The organism is Aureimonas fodinaquatilis (genome assembly GCF_008369445.1).
GTDB lineage: Bacteria > Pseudomonadota > Alphaproteobacteria > Rhizobiales > Rhizobiaceae > Aureimonas > Aureimonas fodinaquatilis.
The window spans coordinates 762,059-783,631 of the sequence record NZ_VTWH01000001.1 but is presented as its reverse complement, the minus strand read 5'-3'; the positions used below and the strand labels follow the sequence as shown (position 1 = coordinate 783,631).

Sequence of the window (21,573 nt, the reverse complement as noted above, 5' to 3'; positions counted from 1 at the left end):
CATTATCCTGCCGTTGAAGCGGTTCCGTATCAGCGGGAAATGCTTGAGTGTTCTCACGCCTTGGCGAAATAGCGTCCCATTTCCATCACTTCTTCGCGGGAGCCGAAGACAATAGGGGTACGCTGGTGCAGTTTTTCCGGCACAATGTCCAGCAATCTTTGTTGGCCGTTGGTGCCGGCACCCCCGGCCTGCTCGGCCAGAAAGGCAATCGGGTTTGCTTCATAAACCAGGCGTATGCGGCCATCTGCATAGCCGTCCCGCCTGTCGCCGGGGTAAAGGTAAATTCCGCCACGCAGAAAAATACGATAGGCATCCGCCACAGCGGAAGCCACCCAACGCATGTTGAAATTGCGGCCGCGCGGGCCATCCGTTCCGGCCTCGCAGTCTTCGATATAGCGCAGGACCGGCTCCTGCCAGTAGCGCCGATTCGAGGCGTTCACCGAAAACTCTTTGGCCTTTTCGGGAATTTGCATCCGCTCGATCGTCTGCAGAAATTCGCCCGTGTCGGGGTTATGGCAGAAAACCTGTGTGCCCTGCCCCAGCGAAACAACCAGCAAAAGCTGCGGCCCATAAATAAAATAGCCCGCTGCAAGCTGTCGGTTGCCGGGCTGGCAAAACACGTCTGAACCATCAACTGTCAGCGGCAGAATGGAAAAGATTGTTCCAATGGAAACATTGGTTTCAATGTTGGAAGACCCATCCAGCGGATCAATGGCCAGTGCCAGGGTGCCATTCGCATTCAATGCGACAGCACCGTCCTGTTCTTCAGAACCGTAGAATGCAACCGGGGCCTGCCTTGCCGCCTTGGAAAAAATCCGGTCAGCAGCCACATCCAGCGCTTTTTGCACATCGCCGCCACCATTGGCGGTTTCGCCAACCGGCTCGGCGCTCACCGCGCCGCGTGAAACCAGCCCTGCAAGTTCCTGCGCTGCGGCGGCAAGCTCACCAATCAGAGTGGCGACATCGGCGCGTCCATTTGCCAGATAGGTGCTGAGCGTCAGCGGCATGATGCCTCCCGTTACAGTGTCAGATTTCGAACGCCGGACGTCTTACCGGCGATTCCTCCAATGCGGCCATGCATTACAGCATCGTGCCGCGTGGCGAAACTGCTTCAGGCACGCCGCAGGCGCGAAGCCATGCCCGGCGCGCCCGCTTTGGCCTGTCCGGCACCAGTGCGCCAGTCGCTTCCGGCAATCATCACCACACGTTGCCCGCGAAAATCCGTTTCGCAGGAAATAAAGCCTCTATCCGCCATATAGGTCAGCAGAAAGCGCCCTCGAGATGGCGAATGGCTGCCATAGGCCTTGGCCAGCACCTCATCATTCGGACAGGGTTCTCCCTCACGCGCGGCTCTGGCCAGCATCATGTACACGCCCTGCATATCTTCCGGCAGTTGCTCCGAGCGGGCAATGACTTCCTGCCATTCGTCGTCCTCGGTGTCGTCATTCACACCCGCGCGGGTCAGCGCCAGCCTGCGGCGAAAGCTGAGCATATCCGTCTGCCCACCTGAAATGCGCTGCAAACGGCAATGCACCAGAAAGTCCTGATAAAGAACAGGAACCGGGCGGAAGGCCGCCTCCGGGTCGGCCAGAAGGGAATCGTAAATTCCGTCCAGAATAGCCTGCCTCTCGGCCGGATCCTGCTCTGGCTCTGGCTCTGCCGCTTCAGCAAAGGTCTCTCGTCGCGGCACCGCCAGTTGCTCCAGCAGATCTCGTGTGGCAACCGCCGGCTCCCTGCGCACCGGCGCGGGCAAAATTGCCGCTTCACCTGCCGCCGGGGTGAAAATCAGATCTTCCATGGCTTCACGCGGCGTTTCCGGCCGCGCCATCAACACCGGCCTGCCAGAGCGGCCCGCCGTTTCCACCGGGCCAATACGAACCGGAACCGGACGTCGGGAAAGTGCAGGCCCCAGCGCCACGAACTGCCCCGGCTCCAGGTCACGGAAACGCTCTGCCTGCCTGCGCTCCATGCCCAGCAGATCAGCGGCACGCGCCATATCAATGTCCAGAAAGGTGCGCCCCATCAGAAAATTCGAGGCCTCGGCGGCGACGTTCTTGGCCAGTTTGGCTAGACGCTGTGTCGCTATCATGCCAGCCAGCCCGCGCTTGCGGCCACGGCACATCAGATTGGTCATGGCGCCCAGCGAAATGCGCCTCGCTTCGTCGCCCACCTCGCCCGCAATTGCGGGTGCAAATATCTGCGCTTCATCCACTGCGATCAGCATCGGAAACCAGAAATTGCGGTCAGCATCAAACAAGCCGTTCAAGAACGCAGCTGCGCAGTTCATCTGCACTTCTGCATCCAGCCCCTCAAGGTTCAAAACCACCGACGCGCGGTGCTGGCGAATACGGGCTGCGATCCTGGCCAGCTCGCTGGGTGTGCGGTCAGCATCCACGACAATATGGCCAAACCGTTCTGAAAACGAAACAAAGTCGCCCTCAGGGTCAATGATGGCCTGTTGCACCCACTCAGAGCTTTGCTCCAGAATGCGGCGAAACAGATGAGATTTGCCGGAGCCGGAATTGCCCTGCACCAGAAGACGCGTCGACAGAAGCTCTTCAAGATCCATTTCCGCCGGCTCTCCCGTTGCGGTGGTTCCAAGATCGACAGCAACCTTCATGGGTGGTTTTGTCCGGACATTCGTAGGTGAACAACCTTGTTGCGGAGAGTTTTTTCCGGTCATTCGACCATTTGAAACGCTCCAACTTCTTGTCTTGTCGCATTGCGCCGCCTTTGGAAACGAGGCCGTTTCGTCAGCGAATGCCTTTAAGATTCCTCTCACTTCTATCCGACCTCACGGCAACAATGATAGCCTTGACCCGCACCCGTCCACAGCCAATGCCAGACCTGCGGCGGCGGAGTTCCTCAAATCTTGGTAAATGGCCGGTTAATCGAGAAACTCAGATTCAAAAGACCCTGCTTTCTGCGGAATTATCCGGCTTTTTACTGTGGCTCAATGCCCACATCATTCGCCAAGAATGCCCTTTACATTCCAGGGTGCGACAGATGGACACCGATCAACGGTTGTTATTTAACCATTGGTCAGCATGTATCGGCAGATGATTTCAGTGCGACCACTGCAACGAAACAAGGCTGATCGGATCGACACCGTGCCATTGCACCGCAAGGGCTTTGCCCGGACTTTTACGGCTTCCATTGTGTGCGCCTGCCTTCTGGCAAGCGCACCTGCGGCTGGAGCATTCGAACTTTTCGGCTTCAAGTTCTTCGGCCGGTATGACGAAGCCGACACGGTTATCGACCCGGTGAACTATTCCGTCACCCTGACGGTCAGCCCGGCTGATGACGATCTGGAAAAGGCGCTTAACGCCGCGTCCACTTTGGTGGCCGATGCAGAAAAGCCGGTTTCCGGCTCGCTTGGTCTGCTGGCCAAGGCGCGCAACGATCGCAGGCGGCTGGTGGCGGCCCTGTATGAGCAATCGCGCTATGACGGGCTGGTTACCATTACCATCGAGGGGCAAAATATTGCCGGCATGGCCCCCGATGCCAGCTTTGATACATCGCGCCCGGTGCCGGTGGCCATTACCGTACAGCCTGGCCAGCTTTACAAGATGGGCACCGTAAGGCTGACAACGGATGGCCCGCCGCCTTTAAGCGCTGAGGAATATGAACTGACGCCCGGATCGTCAGCGGATTCGGTTCGCCTGCTCAAGGCCGAAAACCAGATTTACCTTGATGTGGAAAATACCGGCCGGCCCTTTGCGGCAATTCTTCACCGGGATGTGGTGGCAGATTCGGCTCGCGGCACGCTGGATTACGATCTTTCACTTTCTCCTGGGTCTCCGGTTCCGTTCGGACGGACAGTTGTTACGGGTGCCAACGCGGTTCGTCCTGGCTTTATTGCCTATATGACCGGCATCAAACCGGGCACAATCTACTCACGTGAGGAATTGCAGCAGGCGCGCGACCGCCTGAATGCGCTGAACGTATTTTCCAGCGTTACGGTAAAAGCAGCCGATGGCCAGGAGCCGGACGGCACCCTGCCGGTGCTGGTGGAAGTCTCGGAGCGGCCATTCCGGGTCATCGGAGCGGGCGCCACGTTTTCCAACACTGACGGCGCCGGCGTGAATGGCTATTGGCAACACCGCAACCTGTTTGGCGGGGCAGAAAGCATTCGCCTGGAAGGATCCGTCACGCGCATCGGTGCGAACGAGCTTTCCAGTTCAGGCCGTGAGGTTGACGGTGTGGACTACAAGGTCGGGGCAGAGTTTCGCAAGCCCGGCGTTCTGGGGCCGGATTCAGTCTACATCGGCTCTCTCACCACTCTGCGTGAACAACCGCTGGCCTATAATCGTGAATCCATAGCCGGTTTCAGTGGTGTCGAGTACAAGATCGACAAGCGGCAAACTGTTCACGCCGGTGTTTTGCTGGAATATGAAGAGATCGAGGACTATCTCGGCAAGCGTGATTTTCTCATCGGCTCCATTCCGGTTACATACACATTTGACGCACGCGACGATGCTTTGAACCCGACAGAGGGCTATCTGCTGAAGGTGATGGGCGAGCCATCCTATGATGCAGAAGGCTCAGTTGCGTTCTTCAAGGCGCGGGGTGATGCGTCAGCTTATCTGTCGCTGGATGAGAATGACCGCTTCATAGTGGCGGGTCGTGTGGCCTATGGCACGATGGCCGGCGCAGATCTGGCCGATATTCCCAATGATCGCCGGTTTTATGCGGGCGGCGGAGGCTCGGTGCGCGGCTATGTCTACCAGTCGATCGGCCCTTACTATCCTGACTTTGCACCTCCCGGCACCAACCCGAATTTCGTCGATACGCCGATTGGTGGCCTGTCGCTGTTCGAGGCGTCGCTGGAAATGCGGATCGGCATTACCGAAAGCATTCAGATCGTGCCATTCATTGATGGTGGCACGGTGTCCGATGACCTGTTCCCCGACTTTGGCGAATTCAAACTGGGTGCCGGTGTCGGCGCGCGGTATCTGACTGGCTTCGGGCCAATTCGCATCGATGTCGGCATTCCACTCGATCCCGGTCCTCGCGACGGCAGTTTTCAGATCTATGCAGGCATAGGGCAGGCTTTCTGATGGGTATGTTCGGCTCCCTTCGCAGCAATCTGCTGGCACTGGCCACATTGGCAATGGTGGTCTGCGCCCCTGGCGCCGCCAATGCACAGGGTTTCTTGGCGCGACAGATCGAAAACCTGATCTCCACTGACAATGCCCAGGTCAAGATCACCGGCTTTTCGGGTGCATTTTCCGGTGAAGTTCGCATTGAAAGTCTGACGGTTGCAGACGCCGACGGTGTTTACCTGACGGCCAATGATCTGGCGATGGACTGGTCACCCACAGCGCTCATTCGCCGAACGGTGGACATTGAAAACCTGTCGGCTGCAAGCATTGTGCTGGACAGGCTGCCAATTGGCAGCGCCGACCCCGTCGAAGCTGAATCGAGCGGTGGTTTTTCCCTTCCAAATATCACGGCCAATGTGCAGCAGATCGCCATCGGCCGGTTTACGCTGGGCGAAGCTGTTGCTGGTGTCCCGGCCGAACTCTCTGCCAAAGGTTCGTTGCAACTCAGCCCGCAGCCCACGTCGTTGAATGTGACCTTTGATGTTGAACGGCAGGACCGTCCCGGCTCGATTGCCGCAACTTTGGCTTTCGCCCCTGCCGACAACCGGCTTGGGGTGGACATCAGTGCAAATGAGCCGGAAGGCGGCATTGTCGCCGGGCTTTTGAAGCTTGCAGATTCTCCTGCTATTGCGCTGAATGTCAAAGGCGAAGGCCCGCTGGGCAACTTCAACGCCAGTGGCACGCTGGATATTGCCGGTGAGCGAGCCACCACTCTGACAGCCACCGTTCAGGATGAAGCTTCCGGCCGCCGCATCAATGCGGATATCAACACCATTACCGGCCCGTTCGTGCCGGAAACCTATGCCGACATGGTTGGCGATACGGCTCATCTGGTTGCCGATGTTCTCTTGCAGGATCAGGGCGGGCAGATCACCATCAATCGCGGCGAATTGCTGTCCGGCAGTTTGCAGCTGGATGCATCCGGGGTCTACGATCCGACTGGTGCGGCGAATGACCTGCGCGTCAGCCTTGCTACGGATGAAGGCAACCCGCTGCCGCTGGCCTTTGGCGATCTGGGCTCGCGCACGTCGATCGAAGTGTCATCGCTGGACGCCACTTTGGCAGGATCGCTCAGCGCTGCCAGACTGAACGTCATGGCGGCATCGCGAAACGCCGGATATCAGGACTATATCGCCCGTGACGTCAACCTGCATGTGGTCAGCCAGGGTTTCGATCTGAACAACATTGCCGGCCCGTTTGAAATACGGCTGGATGCGGCATCAGCGACAGCCCCGCAGGGCATTGCCGCAAATGTGCTGACCGGCCCCGTCTCCCTGACTGCCAGCGGATCATTGACAGCCGACGAAATTGTCATTGATGCCGACAGCGTATCAACCGCCACGGCCAGTGCGGCCGTTACCGGGCGAGCAGCGCGCGATTTTGCAACATTTGACCTGGCATTGCGCTCCAATGTGGAAAGCGCTGCGCTTGGCGCGGAAGTTCCTGCCTATGCTGGCGAGCGGCTGTCGCTGCAAGGCGCTGTGCAGCGAACCGCTGACGGATTTGCAGGGCGTGATATTGTGCTGCAGGGGACCGGGCTGGATGTGCGGGCCAATGCCAGCCTGCAGGGTGAAACCGTTTCAGCCTCGGCAACCGGTACGCTGGACCAGTCGGCGCAGGCGGAAGCTGGGCTTTCCGGCACCGCGGATCTGAAGCTGAATGTCAGCGGAACGCTTTCCGCGCCTCAGGTGGAGCTGTCGCTGAATGGCGCAGACCTGATTGTTGCCGGGCGCACATTGCAGGAAATTGCCGCCGAAATTAATGGCACATTTGCTGCCGATGCACCGCAGGGCACCGTGTCACTGCAAGGCGTATACAACAATGCGCCTCTGGCTTTGTCGGCAGATTTTGCGACCGAGGGACAGGTCAGGCACTTCCGCAATCTTCTGCTGGAGCAAGGCCAGAACCGCGTTTCGGGCGAAGTGAGCTTGAGCGCAGCAAATGTTCCCACAGGCCAATTGCAAATCAACGCACCGGACATTTCCACCCTTGCCGCACTTGCCGGGCAGGAAGCATCCGGTGGCGCGCAAGGACAGGTCAACCTGCAGGTTGCTGCCGACGGCACGCCGCAGGCGGCTGTTCAGCTGACCGCGCAAACTTTGTCGATAGCTGGCAGTGAACTGGCAGGTGCCAATATTGATGTGACGCTGTTTGACTATCTCGTGCGCCCTCAGGCCAGCGGCAGCATTGAGGCGACATCTGTTGCCACGTCATCCATCAATGTTGCGGGGCTTTCACTGGATCTGGCCCGCCTGAACGGTGCGACAAATTTTGAAGGCGGCGCGCGGATCAATGACGTTCCCACTCGTCTGGCCGGTCAGGTCAATATTGCCGGTGGCATCACTGATATTCGTTTGAACAGCCTGACTGCCAATATTGAAAATGCTGCCATTTCGCTGAGTGAGCCGGCGCGCATTCGCATCGGGCAAGGTCGTATAGACCTTGGCACGCTGCTGTTGAATGCAGGACAAGGCACTCTGCGCGTTCAAGGCAATCTGGCAGATGAAGCCGACCTGCAGGTGGCACTGGATCGTTTTCCGCTGGCCATCGCCAATCCTTTCGTGGAAGGGCTTGACGCAGCGGGCTCCCTGTCCGGCATGGTAACGCTGGCCGGCCCAACGGCAAATCTGCGCAGCGATTTTGATCTGGCTCTGGCGCAACTGCAAACCGCACAGACCAGGGCAGCCAACATTCCCGGTATAGACGGAACGGTGGCGGGCCGCTTGCGCGACAAGGTGGCAACATTGGATGCAGCCCGGGTGCAACTGGGCTCGGGCATCATTGAAGCAACCGGCCAGGTTGGCGCAACACTGGATACTCAGTTGCGGATTACCGATCTGCCCGTTGCGCTGACCAACGGCTTTGTCGAGGGTCTGGGCGCTTCCGGCACGATTTCCGGCACCGCCACAGCCACCGGCGCGCTCGACAACCCGGTTGTTGAATTTCAGATCAACGGGCGGGAGATCAGCGCCCGCCAGCTTGCGGCATCGCAGGTGCCCCCTTCCACGCTGGATGTGTCCGGCAGGCTTTCCAACCATACGGTGCGACTGTCCCGTGCTGTCGCCAGCCTTGGCAATGGCAGTGTAGAAGCGGTTGGCAGTGTTGGCCGCGATATGGACCTGCAACTGACTGTCAACTCGGTACCGGTTGCACTGGCGAACGCATTTGTTCCGGGGCTTGGCGCTTCGGGCACTGTGTCCGGCAAGGGCACGGCCACCGGAACCCTGGGGCAGCCGCAAGCCATCTTTGAACTGGCAGGCTCCGGCCTTTCGGCAGCACCGCTTCGGCAATCCGGCGTTGACACCGTTGCGCTGGATGTAGCGGGCACCTACCGCGACGACACACTGACTCTGGCACGGGCCAGAGTGCAGGCCGGTGGCGGCACGCTGGATGCAAGCGGCAGTATCGGTCGCACCATGAACATGCGACTGGCGTTGAATTCGCTGCCGTTAGCACTGGCCAACATCGCCTCTCCCACTCTGGGAGCACAGGGCACATTGTCTGGCGAAGCCAATGCAACAGGCTCGGTTTCCAGCCCGCAAGTCGCATACAATCTGTCCATGAGCGGATTTTCAATCGCTCAGGCACGGGATGCCGGGGTGGGCCCGCTCAATGGCGCGTTCAATGGCAATTACGCCGGCAACCGCGTCACGCTGAACGGCAATGTGTCCGGCAGCGGCATTCAGTTCACCGCCAATGGCGCTGTCAACCTGGCTGGCACTCCGGCTTTTGACATCGCGGTCAACGGCAATGCGCCGCTGGCTTTGGCAAACCAGTTTCTGGCAGAAGGTGGCCGCTCCATCCAGGGCGACGTGAACATCAACGCTCGTATTGCCGGCACAGCCGCCAGCCCGGATGTAACCGGGACGATTTCCACCACCGGAGCCCGCTTTGTCGATACGGGCGTTAATCTGGCCGTTGAAAACATCACAACGACCATCGCCCTGTCCGGCAACCGCGCAACATTCAACAGCTTCTCCGCAGCGCTGGGCAGCGGCGGCACCATCAATGTCAGCGGGGGCATCGGACTGGGTGCCGGCTTCCCGGCAGACCTGACAATCACCATCCGCGATGGACGCTATGCTGATGGCGAGTTGTTTTCCACCCGGCTCAATGCCGACCTGACGGTTACCGGTCCGCTGACCGGAGCCGCAGTTCTGGGCGGCACCATCAATGCCCAGGAAATCAACATCGTTGTACCGGACAGCCTGCCAAGCTCTCTGGCGCAGCTGGATGTGCGCTATGTCAATGCGCCTGCAGCCGTTCTGCGCCAGCAGCAGGAAATCAACCCGGACAGCGGCGCTACCGGCACCAGCGGCGGTGGCATCAGCCTGAATGTTACGTTGAATGCGCCGAACCGCGTGTTTGTCCGCGGCCGCGGGCTGGATCTGGAACTGGGCGGCTCAATTCAGATCGCCGGGCCGCTGTCCAATCTTGGAATTGTCGGGTCGTTTGACCTGGAGCGCGGCTATTTCCAGATTCTCAGCCGCAGGCTTGAATTTCAACGGGCATCGCTATCCTTCACCGGCAATCTGATTCCAACCCTGGACTTCCTGGCGGAGTCCGATGCTGGTCAGGCCCGAGTCTATGTGGCGGTTCGCGGCCCGGCAGAGAATCCGACATTCACTTTCAGCTCCAACCCGGCTCTGCCGCAGGATGAAGTTCTGGCGCAGCTGATTTTCGGCCAGTCAACCAGCAACCTGTCGCCGGTTCAAATCGCGCAATTGGCTTCCGCTGCGGCTTCGCTTGCCGGTGTCGGCGGCTCCACCGGCCTGCTCGACAATCTGCGGTCCAAGCTGGGCGTCGATAATCTGGATATCACCACCACGGAAGATGGGCAGGCAGCAGTTGGCGTCGGGCAATATCTGAACGACAAAACCTATGTCGGAGTGGATTCCACAGGCCGCGTGTCCATCGATCTGGATCTGGGCCGTGACTTTAAGGCCCGCGGCGCGGTGACAGCCACCGGCGGCGGCGAAGTTGGTGTTTTCTACGAAAAAGAATACTAGGATCGGTTTTTCCGTCATCGCGCAGCGGTTTGTGCTGGAAATCCTCCGGCCAAACCGGTTTTTTCGCCTTAAGGTTCACTCTGCCCCTTTTCCCACGCTTCAAGGCGTTAGATAGTGGGGGTGGAAATGCATTGCAGCACTGCTGTTGTGCACAGCAACAGAGGGGCAGAGACGAGTGTCTGATTCACGCCGCGCCGGCGAAATGCTGGATGAGTTGACCGCCATGGGGCAAGCGTCCCGGCAAACCGGAATCCGGGCGCTGTTCGACGCCGATGCCGCAAGGTTTGATCATTTCAGCGCCAGCACTGACACTCTGACGTTGGACTATTCCAAGACCGCGCTTTCAAAAGATGACCTCGCTGCGTTGCTGTCTTACGCGCGCCAGACTTCGCTGGAACAGCGCCGCAATGCCATGTTTGCCGGTGCGCGCATCAATGCAACTGAAGGTCGTGCCGTGCTGCATGTCGCGCTGCGCGGCAGCGTGGAAGATGCCTATGCGGTGGCCGGAGACAATGTTTCCGACGAGGTGGAATCCGTGCTGGTGGCCATGTCGGCCTTTGCCCAGGGCATTCGCAATGTACAGATCGCTCCTGCCAGAGGGGGGCGCTTCACTGATATCGTCAATATTGGCATTGGCGGGTCGGACCTCGGTCCAGTCATGGCAACACTGGCGCTTTCGCCATATCACGACGGGCCACGCGCGCATTTTGTCTCCAATGTTGACAGCGCCGATATTGCCGACACGCTGGCAAAGCTGGATCCGGCAACAACGCTGTTCATTATAGCTTCCAAGACATTCACCACCATCGAAACCATGACTAATGCCGCAACGGCGCGGCGCTTTATCGCTGATACTCTGGGCGAAGATGCGGTTGGGGCGCATTTCTGTGCCGTATCAACGGCATTGGACAAGGTGGCAGCTTTTGGCATTGGCGCGGATCGCACCTTTGGCTTCTGGGACTGGGTCGGCGGGCGCTATTCCATCTGGTCGGCCATTGGCTTGCCATTGATGATTGCGATTGGGCCTGAGAATTTCCGCGAATTTCTGGCCGGTGCCCGCGCCATGGACCAGCATTTTCGCCATGCCCCGCTGGAAGAAAACCTGCCCGTTCTGCTGGGCCTGGTTGGCTGGTGGCACCGCGTTGCACAGGACTATGCTGCGCGCGCCATCATTCCTTATGACCAGCGGCTGGCGCGGTTTCCCGCCTATCTGCAACAGTTGGATATGGAATCCAACGGCAAGCATGTCGGGCTGGATGGCCGCCGCACGCCGACAGTTACCGGCCCGCTGGTCTGGGGAGAGCCTGGCACCAATGGCCAGCACGCATTTTTCCAGCTTCTGCACCAGGGTACCAATGTTATTCCGGTGGAGTTTTTGCTGGGGGCCTTGTCGCACGAGCCCGATCTGCAACCACACCAGGACCTGCTGATTGCCAATTGTCTGGCGCAAAGCGCGGCGTTGATGCGCGGCCGCACGCTGGAAGAGGCGCGCCAGCAATTGCTGGCGGCGGGCCGCTCGCTGGAAGAGGCGGAGCGCATTGCCCCGCACCGGGAATTTTCCGGAAACCGGCCGTCGCTGACCATTCTCTATCGCAAGCTGGACCCTGCCACGCTGGGTCAATTGATAGCGCTGTATGAGCACAGGGTGTTCGTGGAAGCGCAGCTTTATGGCATCAACGCGTTTGATCAATGGGGCGTGGAGCTGGGCAAGGAACTGGCAACCCAGCTTTTGCCGGTGGTTACCGGCAAGGAAAACACCAGAGGACGCGACAGTTCGACCGCGGGCCTGGTTCACCAAATTACCAGACTGAAGGGGTAAAACATGCAGGACAGTGCAATTGCAAAACCGCAGGCCACCCGAAAAGTACCCCGGGCGACCAACAACCCCCTGCCCCGCGCCAATGACACAGATACGCTTGCGCTGGAAATTCTGGAAAAGCTGACCTATTCGCTGGGCAAGACAACCAGCGTCGCACGCATGCACGACTGGATGGATGCGACCTGCCTTGCGGTTCGGGACAGAATTATCGACCACTGGATTGCGTCCACCCAAAAGGTGACGAAAGAGCATTCGAAACGCGTCTGCTACCTTTCCATGGAGTTTCTGATCGGCCGCCTGCTGCGCGATGCCATCAACAATCTTGGCCTTTCGGAACCGGTCAAGCAGGCCCTTGCACGCTATGGCGTCGACCTGGATCTGGTTGAACTTCTGGAGCCGGATGCCGCCTTGGGCAATGGCGGCCTCGGGCGTCTGGCTGCCTGTTTCATGGAAAGCATGGCATCAACCGAGGTGCCGGCATTCGGTTATGGCATTCGCTATGTGCACGGTTTCTTCCGGCAGGAAATTGCTGATGGCGCGCAGGTGGAACTGCCGGAAGACTGGCTGGCGCACGGCAACCCGTGGGAGTTTGAGCGCCGCGAAACCGCTTATGAAATCGGCTTTGGCGGCAAGGTGACGATGGTGGAGGAGCCCGGGCGTCCGCCGCGTTATGTCTGGCGTCCGGCAGAACGGGTTCTGGCTGTGGCTTTTGACACGCCAATTGTTGGCTGGCGGGGCAAGCACGTCAATACCCTGCGGCTGTGGAGTGCGCAGGCGCTGGATCCTATCCTGCTGGATGCATTCAACTCCGGCGACCATATTGGCGCACTGCTGGAATCCAACCGCGCAGAGGCCATAACCCGTGTGCTCTATCCGGCGGATTCCCATCAGGCCGGACAGGAATTGCGGTTGCGGCAGGAATTCTTCTTCTCGTCAGCATCCCTGCAGGACATTGTGCGGCGTCACCTGCAAACCTATGACAGTCTGGACAATCTGGCAGACAAGGTTGCCATCCAGCTGAATGACACGCATCCGGCGGTTTCCGTTGCCGAGTTGATGCGTTTGCTGGTCGATATTCACGGCATCGAGTGGGACAAAGCCTGGGAAATCACCCAGGCGACATTTTCCTACACCAACCACACTTTGTTGCCGGAGGCGCTGGAAACGTGGCCAATTCACCTGTTTGAGCGGCTTTTGCCCCGGCAGATGCAAATCATCTATGCCATCAATGCAGATCTGATCCGCCACGCCCGGCTGGATAAGGGGCTGGACGACGGGCAGATTTCCGCTGTGTCGCTGATTGATGAGAACAATGGTCGCCGTGTGCGCATGGGGCAACTGGCATTTGCCGGTTCGCACGCCGTAAACGGTGTTTCGGCACTGCACACCGAGTTGATGAAGGAAACGGTTTTCCGTGATCTGCACCGGCTTTATCCGGAAAGGATTGAAAACAAGACCAATGGCGTGACACCCCGCCGCTGGCTGTTTGAGTGCAACCCGGATTTGTGCAAGCTGATCGAAGAGGCAATTGGCCCCGGCTTTCGGGATAATATCGAGCTTCTGGCCGAGCTGGACAAATTCGCCGATGATGCCAGCTTCCGCGACAAGTTTGCCGCTGTTAAGCTGGCAAACAAACAGCGGCTTGCCAAGGTGGTGGAAGAGCGGCTGGCAACGTATGTTGACCCGAAGGCGATATTCGACATTCAGGTCAAGCGTATTCACGAATACAAGCGCCAGTTCCTCAACATCATCGAAACTGTGGCGCTATATGACCAGATCCGCTCTTCCCCGCATCTGGACTGGACACCAAGGGTCAAGGTTTTTGCCGGAAAGGCCGCGCCCAGCTATCAGGAAGCCAAGCAGATCATTCACCTGATCAACGACGTGGCGCGGGTTATCAATGCCGATCCGGCAGTGCGCAACCTTTTGAAGGTGGTTTTCATTCCGAACTACAATGTCAGCCTGGCAGAAATTATCATGCCGGCTGCAGACGTGTCAGAGCAGATTTCCACAGCCGGTCTGGAAGCATCCGGCACGGGCAACATGAAATTTGCGCTCAATGGCGCTTTGACCATCGGCACACTGGACGGTGCCAATGTGGAAATGCTGGAGCATATCGGCGCAGACAACATCTTCATTTTCGGCCTGACCGCCGAAGAAGTTGCCAATGCGCGCGCCAATGGCCATATGGGGCAGCCGGTTATCGAACGTCAGCCTTTGCTGCGCGCGGCGCTGGAATCCATTGAAAACGGCGTGTTTTCGGAAAATGATCCGGGTCGCTATCGCAGCCTTGCCGGCTCCCTCCGGGACCGCGACTGGTGGATGATTGCCGCCGACTTCCAGGAATACTGGAACACGCAGCGCAGGCTGGACGAGCTTTGGCTGGACCGCGCAAAGTGGAACACCATGGCTGTGCACAACACTGCACGCATGGGGTGGTTTTCCTCTGACCGGTCGATTGGCGAATATGCCCGCGACATCTGGAAGGCTGGCCCCAAGTCGATTCAGGCGATCTCATGATCGCCTGAAATTGGCCTGGCTCTTTTTTGGGTCGCATTGTCTTGCCGCTGAAACAAAACTGTTCCAACTGGAAATGCTCCGAATCTGACGGCTGGAAAATTTGAGACAGTTCAGCATTTAACATCAGTGATGAGTAAGGGAGGATTGTATGGCTACCGACCGCCGAATGGCGCCAATTTCGCGCGACACCATGGCTTATGTGCTGGCAGGCGGTCGCGGCAGCCGCCTGATGGAGCTGACAGATCAGCGTGCCAAGCCGGCAGTCTATTTTGGTGGCAAATCCCGCATCATTGATTTTGCGCTTTCCAATGCCGTGAATTCCGGCATACGCCGCATTGGCGTTGCCACGCAGTACAAGGCTCACAGTCTGATCCGGCATTTGAACCGCGGCTGGAACTTTCTTCGCCCCGGGCGGAACGAAAGCTTTGACGTGCTGCCTGCCTCGCAACGCGTGTCCGAAGATCAGTGGTATGCCGGCACGGCCGACGCGGTGTTCCAGAATCTTGATATCATCGAGGCTTATTCCACCAAATACATCATCATTCTGGGCGGCGACCATATTTACAAAATGGACTATGAAATCATGCTGCAACAGCATGTGGACACCGGCGCGGATGTAACCGTCGGCTGTCTGGAAGTGCCGAGAATGGAAGCATGCAGCCTTGGCGTCATGCATGTGGATGAAAGGGGCCGGGTCACGGACTTTATTGAAAAGCCGGAAGACCCGCCTGCTATACCCGGTCGGCCAAATATGGCGCTCGGGTCGATGGGCATTTATGTCTTCAACACCGAATTTCTGGCGGATCAGTTGCGGCGCGATGCGGCAGACCCGCAATCCAGCCGTGATTTTGGCAAGGACATCATTCCCTACATCGTTAAAAACGGCAACGCCTACGCGCATCTTTTCAGCCAGTCTGTTGTGCGCTCTTCCAATGAAAGCGACGCATACTGGCGTGACGTCGGAACAGTCGATGCCTATTGGCAGGCGAATATCGACCTGACAGACGTTGTGCCGCAGCTGGATATTTATGACCGTGACTGGCCAATCTGGACCTATGCCGATGTGACGCCACCGGCAAAATTTGTGCATGATCAGGATGGGCGGCGCGGCTCGGCAATATCGTCTCTGGTGTCCGGGGATTGCATCATCTCCGGCGGCAGCCTGCGGCGTTCCCTGCTGTTCACCGGCGTCCGCGTGCGGTCCTATTCCATGCTTGATCATGCTGTTGTTCTGCCAGAGGCGGTTATCGGCCGACAGGCACGCATCAGCCGGGCAGTGCTGGATCGGGGCGTGCAAATTCCGGAAGGCATGGTGATTGGCGAAGACCCGGTTCTGGATGCAAAGCGTTTTCGACGCACATCCACGGGTATTTGCCTTGTGACGCAGAAGATGATCGACAGGTTGGCGCTTTGAAAGGCATTTCGGTACTTTCGGTTGCTTCCGAAGTTTACCCGCTGGTCAAAACCGGCGGTCTGGCTGATGTTGCCGGCGCTTTGCCACAGGCATTAAACCGCCTTGGCGGCGATGTGCGAACTTTGTTGCCGGCTTATCCTGATGTTCTGTCCGAGCTGGATGGCGTGCACAGCGAACACATGCTTGGCGATCTGTTTGGCGGTTCAGCGCGCATTCTTTCGGCCAATGCACATGGGCTGGATCTGCTGCTTCTGGATGCGCCCCATCTTTATGACCGTCCGGGCGGCCCCTATGTCGGCGTCAATGGCTATGACCACCCCGACAACTGGGCGCGTTTTGCCGCGCTGGGCAAAGCGGCGGCAGCCATTGGCTTTGGCGCGCTGCCAGGCTGGCAACCCAATCTTGTTCATGCCCATGACTGGCAGGCCGCGCTGGCCCCGGTCTATCTGGCTATGGATGGAAGAGCACGGCCATCCACCGTAGTGACCATCCACAATCTGGCGTTTCAGGGCGCATTTCCGCACGCAATATTTTCGGCGCTCGGCCTGCCGGACTCCGCCTGGTCCATTGCCGGCGTCGAATATTACGGAACTGTCGGATATCTGAAGGGCGGATTGCACGCGGCAGACATGATCACCACAGTCAGCCCGACTTATGCGACCGAAATTCTGACACCGGCGGGTGGCATGGGGCTGGATGGGCTGCTGCGCGGCAGGTCTGGCCAGTTGCACGGCATTGTCAATGGTGTGGATGTCGAGACCTGGAACCCGGCGACCGACAGACAGATTGCCAGCAATTACTCCCTCAGCGACCTGCCCCGCCGCGAAGCGAACAAGCGCGCGCTGGAACAGGAGTTCGGATTTGAGCAGGACGACAGCCCCATCCTTGCGGTGGTTTCGCGGCTGACCTGGCAAAAGGGTCTCGACATTCTGGCAGAGGCGGTAGACGAGGTGGTGGCGCGCGGGTTCCGACTGGTGGTGGTCGGTTCCGGCGACCAACTGCTGGAAGGTGCCTTTCTGGCTGCCGCTGCGCGCTATCCCGGCCGGGTTGGCGTGCGCATCGGCTATGATGAACCCCTCTCGCACCGCGTGCAGGCGGGTGCTGATGCTCTGCTGGTGCCCTCCCGTTTTGAACCCTGCGGCCTGACGCAGCTTTATGCTTTGCGTTATGGGTGCCTGCCGGTGGTTTCCAGAGTTGGCGGACTTGCCGACACAGTGATAGACGCCAACATAGCCGCAATCAGTGCCGGAGTTGCCACCGGGGTCATTTTTGAACCTGTAACGCGGGAGGCCTTGCTGAATGGCCTGAACCGGCTGAAAGCCCTGTATTCCGACCAGTCCTTGTGGCGCAATTTGCAAAAACAGGCCATGAGCAGCAATATTTCGTGGGATTCCAGCGCCCGCCGTTACGCCGATCTGTTTCGCCAGCTTTTGAAAGACCAGGCAAAATGACAATTCTGACTGTCGAGACCAAACCCTTTGCCGACCAGAAGCCCGGTACATCCGGCCTGCGCAAGAAAGTGCCCCATTTTCAGCAGCCGCATTATGCTGAAAATTTCCTGCAGGCGATTTTTGACGCGGCCGAGGTTCCTGCCGGGGCCAAACTGGTGATTGGCGGCGATGGACGTTACTTCAATCGCGAGGTCATCGGGCGCGCCATCCGCATGGCCGCTGCCAATGGCGTTGGCCATGTTATTGTCGGGCAAAACGGCCTGTTGTCCACTCCCGCAGCGTCAAACCTCATTCGCAAGCGGCAGGCAATGGGCGGCATCATACTGTCTGCCAGCCACAATCCCGGCGGACCGGATGGTGATTTTGGCATCAAATACAATGTTGCCAATGGTGGCCCGGCACCGGAAACAGTCACCGAGCGGATTTATGCCCGCACCAAAAAGCTGACAGAGTACAAGATTGCCGAGGCCGCTGCGCCTGACATCAGCCTTGTCGGAACGACGCAGTTTGAGGGCATTATGGTCGAGGTGGTTGACCCTGTGGCCGACTATGCGGCGCTGATGGAAGAGCTGTTTGATTTTGAACTCATCCGCAATGCCATTTCCAATGGCCTGACCCTTTGCTTTGATGCCATGCACGCGATTACCGGCCCCTATGCAATGGAGATTTTGCACAAGCGCCTGGGCGCGCCTCAAGGCAGCATCATCAATGCGGTGCCGTTGGAAGATTTTGGTGGTGGCCATCCAGACCCCAATGTTGTCTGGGCCGCGCCGCTGGTAGACCATCTGATGAGCCCGCACGCGCCGGATTTTGGCGCCGCGTCGGACGGTGATGGCGACAGGAACATGATTCTGGGCCGGGGAATTGTTGTAACCCCTTCGGACTCTCTGGCAGTTCTGGCGGCCAATGCTCATCTGGCCAAAGGCTATAGTGCCGGGCTGGCGGGCATTGCTCGCTCCATGCCCACCAGTCAGGCAGCAGACCGTGTGGCCAGCCGGCTGGGCGTTGGTATTTATGAAACACCCACGGGCTGGAAGTTTTTCGGCAATTTGCTGGATGCCGGTAAGGTGACAATCTGCGGTGAGGAAAGTGCGGGCACCGGCTCCAACCACGTGCGCGAGAAGGATGGCTTATGGGCCGTTCTGCTCTGGCTGAACATTCTGGCGGCGCGCAAGCAGAGTGTGCTGGAGATCGTTGAAGAGCACTGGCGCGATTATGGCCGCAACTATTACCAGCGGCATGATTATGAAGAGGTCGACAAGGCGGCGGCAGAAGAGTTGATGGACTCTCTGCGTGGCAGGCTGGCTTCCATGTCCGGTCAGCGTTTCGGCACGCTTGTTGTGTCAGAGGCAGACGACTTTTCCTATATGGACCCGGTCGATGGCTCACTATCAACCGGACAAGGCATCCGCATTATCTTCTCTGGTGGCTCACGCATTGTGTTCCGGCTTTCCGGTACTGGCACGGTGGGCGCAACGTTGCGGGTCTATCTGGAACTGTATGAGCCCAATGCGGCGCGGCACAATCTGCCGGTTGAAACGGCCCTGGCAGAACTGATTGAAACGGCGGATATTATTGGTGAAATTCGCCAGCGCACCGGCCGCGAACAACCAGATGTGCGCACCTGATACTGGCGGCAAGGCAATGACAGGCACAACTTCTTCGCGCATTGGCCCGCTCTGGTGGCTGGTGGTTCTCACCATTGTCCTGCTGATGGCTGCAACCTTGCTGGCCATGGGGCGTGTGCCCATTTGCGAATGCGGCACCATCAAACTCTGGCACGGCGCAGTCGTCAGTTCTGAAAATTCGCAGCATATTTCCGACTGGTATTCACCTTCGCACTTCATCCACGGCCTTCTGTTTTACTGGGTGACCTGGCTTTTGCTACGTCAGAAATCCATGGGGCTGCGTCTGGCCATTGCAACAGCCGTTGAAGCGCTTTGGGAAATTGTTGAAAACACCGATATGGTGATCAACCGCTATCGCGAAGCCACTATTGCACTCGACTATTTCGGCGACAGCGTGCTGAACTCGGTTTCCGATGCCGGATTCATGATCATAGGCTTTTTGTTCGCCTCACGCATGCCCGTTGCGGTCAGTGTCGGCATTGCCGTGTTTTTTGAACTGCTCACGGCCTACATCATCCGCGACAATCTCACGCTCAATATCATCATGCTGATCTGGCCTATGGACTGGATCAGGGTCTGGCAGGGCGGATGAACAGCGCCAACCGCCAGATCACCGCAGAATTTGGCCCGGCTGCACGGCTGGGTGCTGTTCCCGGCAATGGCGGTGTGCATTTTTCCGTCGTTTCGCAGAATGCCGATTATATTGAACTTTGCTTGTTCGATGCCGGTCAGGCTCATGAGACGCAAAGGCTGAGGCTGCCAGGCCGTGCGGGCGATGTGCATTTTGGTTTTGTACCGGGTCTTCCCCTGGGCAGCCTTTATGGCTTGCGTGCGTATGGACCCTACGCACCACTTCAGGGCCACCGTTTCGACCCGGCAAAATTGCTGGCGGACCCTTACGCCCTGCAACTGGACCGGCCTTTTGCCTATGACCCGGTGTTGTCCGCCCCGCCAGATAGGGCAACAGACACCGCCCCGCTTGTGCCACGCGCCATTGTGGTTGATCTGGCGCGGGATGCCACGCCAATGGCACCGGGCAGACCGGGCTTTACCTACGAGGTTCTGGTGCGGGGCTTTTCCATGCGCCACCCGCATGTGCGGCCGGAAATGCGCGGCACCCTGGCTGCACTGGCTGAACCTGCCGTGCTGGACCACCTGACCAGGCTGGGGGTTGAAACGGTCGAGTTGATGCCGCTTGCCGCCTATGTGGACGAGCGTCATCTGTTTGCGCTGGGGCTCACGAATGTCTGGGGTTACAATCCGATAACCCATATGGCACCCGACCCGCGCCTGGCTCCTGGTGGCTATGCACAAATCCGCAATGTCGTGGCGGCCCTGCACCGTAGAGGCATCAGGGTGCTGCTGGATGTTGTGCTGAACCATTCGGGTGAGAGCGACGAGCAGGGGCCAACCCTTTGCTATCGCGGGCTGGACAACCTGCTCTATTACCGCACCCACCCGGATGATCCCGGCCTGCTGATCAACGATACGGGATGCGGCAACACCATGGCTGTGGAGCGCGAACCGGTGTCGCGACTGGTGATTGATACGCTGCGCTGCTATGTCGAAGCCGCTGGCATTGATGGTTTTCGCTATGATCTGGGAACAGTCCTGGGTCGCGAGGCCGATGGCTGGTTCAACCCGCATGCGCCACTTCTGGAAAAAATCCGGCAGGACCCAGTGCTGGAATCCCGCATTCACGTTGCCGAACCCTGGGATATTGGCCCCGGTGGCTACCAGGTCGGTCATTTTCCGCCGCCATTTCTGGAGTGGCAGGACAGGTTTCGAGATGATGTGCGGCGTTTCTGGCAGGGTGATAGCGGGCTTGCAGGGGCGCTGGCCACGCGGCTGGCCGGTTCGGCAGATCTGTTTCAGGCGTCAGGCCGCCCGCCTTCTGCCAGCGTGAATTTTCTGGCTGCGCATGACGGTTTCAGCCTTGCAGATATTGTGGCCTATCGCAGCAAGCACAATGATGCCAATGGCGAACAGAACCGTGATGGCCACCACGACAACCATTCGTGGAATCATGGGGTGGAAGGACCGTGCGAGGATGCGGCCGTTGTTGCAGCGCGCCTGCGCGATGTCAGGGCAATGCTGGCAACGCTGTTTGTGGCGCGCGGCACCCCGCTTCTGACTGCGGGGGATGAGTTGGGCCGCACCCAGTCCGGCAACAACAATGCCTATGCGCAGGACAATGCAACCGTCTGGCTGGATTGGGAAAATGCCAACACCGACCTGACTGGCTTTGTCCAGCGGCTTGCGCGCTTGCGCGCGGCACACCCGGCATTGGCAGCAGATGAATGGCTGACAGGTGAAAATCTGGCGGATGAGAATTTTCCGGACGCTATCTGGCTTTCAGAGCGCGGGATTATGCGTGCAGAAGACTGGGCAGACACGCGGCGTCACATGCTGGGCCTGTTTCTGCGCAGAGCAGGAGATGGCGTTCTGGCCTTTTTCAACGCCAGTTTTGAAGCCAGCGTGGTTGATATGCCTGCAACCCGGCCTGACCACGGGCTGAAACTGGTTCTGGCATCTGACCGGCCCGAGACTGCGCAACAATGGGTGTCGCAAAGTTTTGTGCTTGGCCCCCGCTCGGTAACGATTCTGGTGGAAGTTGCCATTTAAAT

11 protein-coding genes are annotated in these 21,573 nt (G+C 58.7%); 9 read left to right on the top strand and 2 right to left on the bottom strand.

Annotated features, from left to right (window positions below; all coding sequences use genetic code 11):
* Positions 1-53: 53 nt before the first annotated feature.
* Both FPY71_RS03710 and FPY71_RS03705 read right to left on the bottom strand, forming a co-directional pair.
* Positions 54-1,007, bottom strand: coding sequence for a class 1 fructose-bisphosphatase (locus tag FPY71_RS03710; protein WP_149297741.1), 954 nt, complete (start codon positions 1,005-1,007; stop codon positions 54-56).
* Between the two features lie 104 nt (positions 1,008-1,111).
* The gene (locus FPY71_RS03705; RefSeq protein ID WP_149297740.1) at positions 1,112-2,620 is read right to left on the bottom strand and encodes a helicase HerA domain-containing protein; all 1,509 of its coding nucleotides are present in this window, start codon (positions 2,618-2,620) and stop codon (positions 1,112-1,114) included.
* 448 nt (positions 2,621-3,068) lie between these two features.
* Between FPY71_RS03705 and FPY71_RS03700 the strand changes: the two genes are divergently transcribed.
* The 9 genes from FPY71_RS03700 (at position 3,069) to glgX (ending at position 21,571) form a co-directional block, all read left to right on the top strand.
* Positions 3,069-5,060, top strand: coding sequence for an autotransporter assembly complex protein TamA (locus FPY71_RS03700; protein ID WP_246160116.1), 1,992 nt, complete (start codon positions 3,069-3,071; stop codon positions 5,058-5,060).
* Positions 5,060-10,114, top strand: a complete 5,055-nt coding sequence (locus tag FPY71_RS03695) for a translocation/assembly module TamB domain-containing protein (protein ID WP_149297736.1) — start codon at positions 5,060-5,062, stop codon at positions 10,112-10,114. The genes FPY71_RS03700 and FPY71_RS03695 overlap by 1 nt, the downstream gene beginning before the upstream one ends.
* A gap of 202 nt (positions 10,115-10,316) precedes the next feature.
* On the top strand, positions 10,317-11,933 hold the full coding sequence (gene pgi, locus FPY71_RS03690) for a glucose-6-phosphate isomerase (protein ID WP_149298657.1): 1,617 nt from the start codon (positions 10,317-10,319) through the stop codon (positions 11,931-11,933).
* A gap of 3 nt (positions 11,934-11,936) precedes the next feature.
* Positions 11,937-14,453: a glycogen/starch/alpha-glucan phosphorylase gene (locus FPY71_RS03685; protein ID WP_149297734.1), complete on the top strand. Its 2,517-nt coding sequence runs from the start codon at positions 11,937-11,939 to the stop codon at positions 14,451-14,453.
* Positions 14,454-14,601: 148 nt separating this feature from the next.
* Positions 14,602-15,867 (top strand): glucose-1-phosphate adenylyltransferase, encoded by a 1,266-nt coding sequence (gene glgC, locus FPY71_RS03680; protein WP_149297732.1) that lies wholly within the window; start codon positions 14,602-14,604, stop codon positions 15,865-15,867.
* 5 nt (positions 15,868-15,872) lie between these two features.
* Complete coding sequence (glgA, locus tag FPY71_RS03675; RefSeq protein ID WP_149298655.1) at positions 15,873-17,318, top strand: glycogen synthase GlgA; 1,446 nt, start codon at positions 15,873-15,875, stop codon at positions 17,316-17,318.
* The gene (locus tag FPY71_RS03670) at positions 17,315-18,946 is read left to right on the top strand and encodes an alpha-D-glucose phosphate-specific phosphoglucomutase (RefSeq protein WP_149297730.1); all 1,632 of its coding nucleotides are present in this window, start codon (positions 17,315-17,317) and stop codon (positions 18,944-18,946) included. Before glgA ends, FPY71_RS03670 begins: the two co-directional genes overlap by 4 nt.
* Positions 18,947-18,962: 16 nt before the next feature.
* Positions 18,963-19,538, top strand: coding sequence for a DUF2585 domain-containing protein (locus FPY71_RS03665; RefSeq protein WP_149297728.1), 576 nt, complete (start codon positions 18,963-18,965; stop codon positions 19,536-19,538).
* Positions 19,535-21,571: a glycogen debranching protein GlgX gene (gene glgX, locus FPY71_RS03660; RefSeq protein ID WP_149297726.1), complete on the top strand. Its 2,037-nt coding sequence runs from the start codon at positions 19,535-19,537 to the stop codon at positions 21,569-21,571. The genes FPY71_RS03665 and glgX overlap by 4 nt, the downstream gene beginning before the upstream one ends.
* Positions 21,572-21,573: the final 2 nt, after the last annotated feature.